The 1,295-nt window shown below is 36.2% G+C and carries 1 protein-coding gene; it reads left to right on the top strand.

Going from position 1 to position 1,295, the window contains the following annotated elements:
* The first annotated feature begins 77 nt into the window (after nt 1-77).
* A protein-coding gene (locus ACODS7_RS32020; RefSeq protein WP_488828596.1) for an IS3 family transposase occupies nt 78-1,246 on the top strand; the annotation gives its coding sequence in 2 pieces (ribosomal slippage) (nt 78-345 and nt 345-1,246; 1,170 coding nt in all).
* Nucleotides 1,247-1,295: the final 49 nt, after the last annotated feature.

The following is a 1,295-nucleotide window of genomic DNA, read 5'->3' as shown; positions in this document are numbered from 1 at the left end:
TGATGCTAGTCTAAATGATAGACACATCGAACAGAGAGTTTATACTAAAAACAAATAAACGAGTTCGAGGTGTTTTTATGAAGAAAAAGCCATATGATGCAGATTATAAAAAACAAGCTGTTCAACTTTGTAAGGAGCAGGGCCAAACTATTTCTCAAGTTGCAAGAAATCTAGGGATTCCCTATAAAACACTATACCGTTGGTATACAGAGTATCAACAAAGCAAAGGAACTAGTTTTGTAGGGTCTGGAAACATCAAACCAGAAAATCAGGATCTCCTCGCTTTAAAGAGGCGTAATCGTGAGCTTGAGGAGGAATTGGCTATTTTAAAAAAGGCGCTTGGCATCTTCAGCAGAGACCAGAAGTAATCTACACATTCATTATGGAGCACCGAGATGAATTTCGTGTAGTGAAGATGTGTCAAGTCTTCGGTGTATCACGTAGTGGTTATTATGCATGGTTAAAGCGACCTGCCAGCTCACAAAAAAAACGAAAAGAACAGCTCATTAAACAAGTCCGAAATGAATATTTACAGTCGAATCAAATTTATGGAAGCCCTAAAATTACAAAGGAATTGCAGAAACAGGGTGTTTGTGTTTCGCAAAAAACAGTAGCGCGTGTGATGCAACAAGCAGGCCTTCGGTCTATTACAATGCGAAAATATAAAGCAACAACAAATAGTAATCATTCTTACAATGTGTACGCAAACATGTTAGATCAAAATTTTGTAGCAAATCAACCAAATCAAGTATGGATGTCAGATATCACGTACATTCATACAGAGGAAGGATGGTTGTACTTAGCGAGTATTATGGATTTATATACACGAAAAATTGTTGGTTGGCACATAGATGCTCGTATGACGAAAGAATTAGTAATCACGGCTTTACAACGCGCATTAGCCCAAGAAACGATTACCGAAGGTATCATGCATCATAGCGATAGAGGAAGTCAATATGCTTCTCATGAGTATCAAAAAATCTTAAAACAAGAGAAGTTTCAAGTCAGTATGAGCCGTAAAGGAAATTGTTATGATAATGCAGTGATTGAATCGTTTCATAGTGTTCTAAAAAAAGAATGGGTCTATCCGAAAAAATATAAAACGCGCGAAGAAGCAAAATCTAGTATTTTCAAATACATTGAGGTCTTTTACAATCGAAAACGCAGTCATTCTGCACTGAAGTATGTATCACCTATTCAATTTGAAAAAAGATTTTATGAAAAGCAACAAACTCAAGCTGCTTAACGAATTAAATGTCTCTGTTTCATGTGTCTATTTTCTTGACATAACACCA

Source organism: Bacillus sp. FG16 (assembly GCF_057809515.1).
This window is presented reverse-complemented; position numbering and strand designations above follow the sequence as displayed.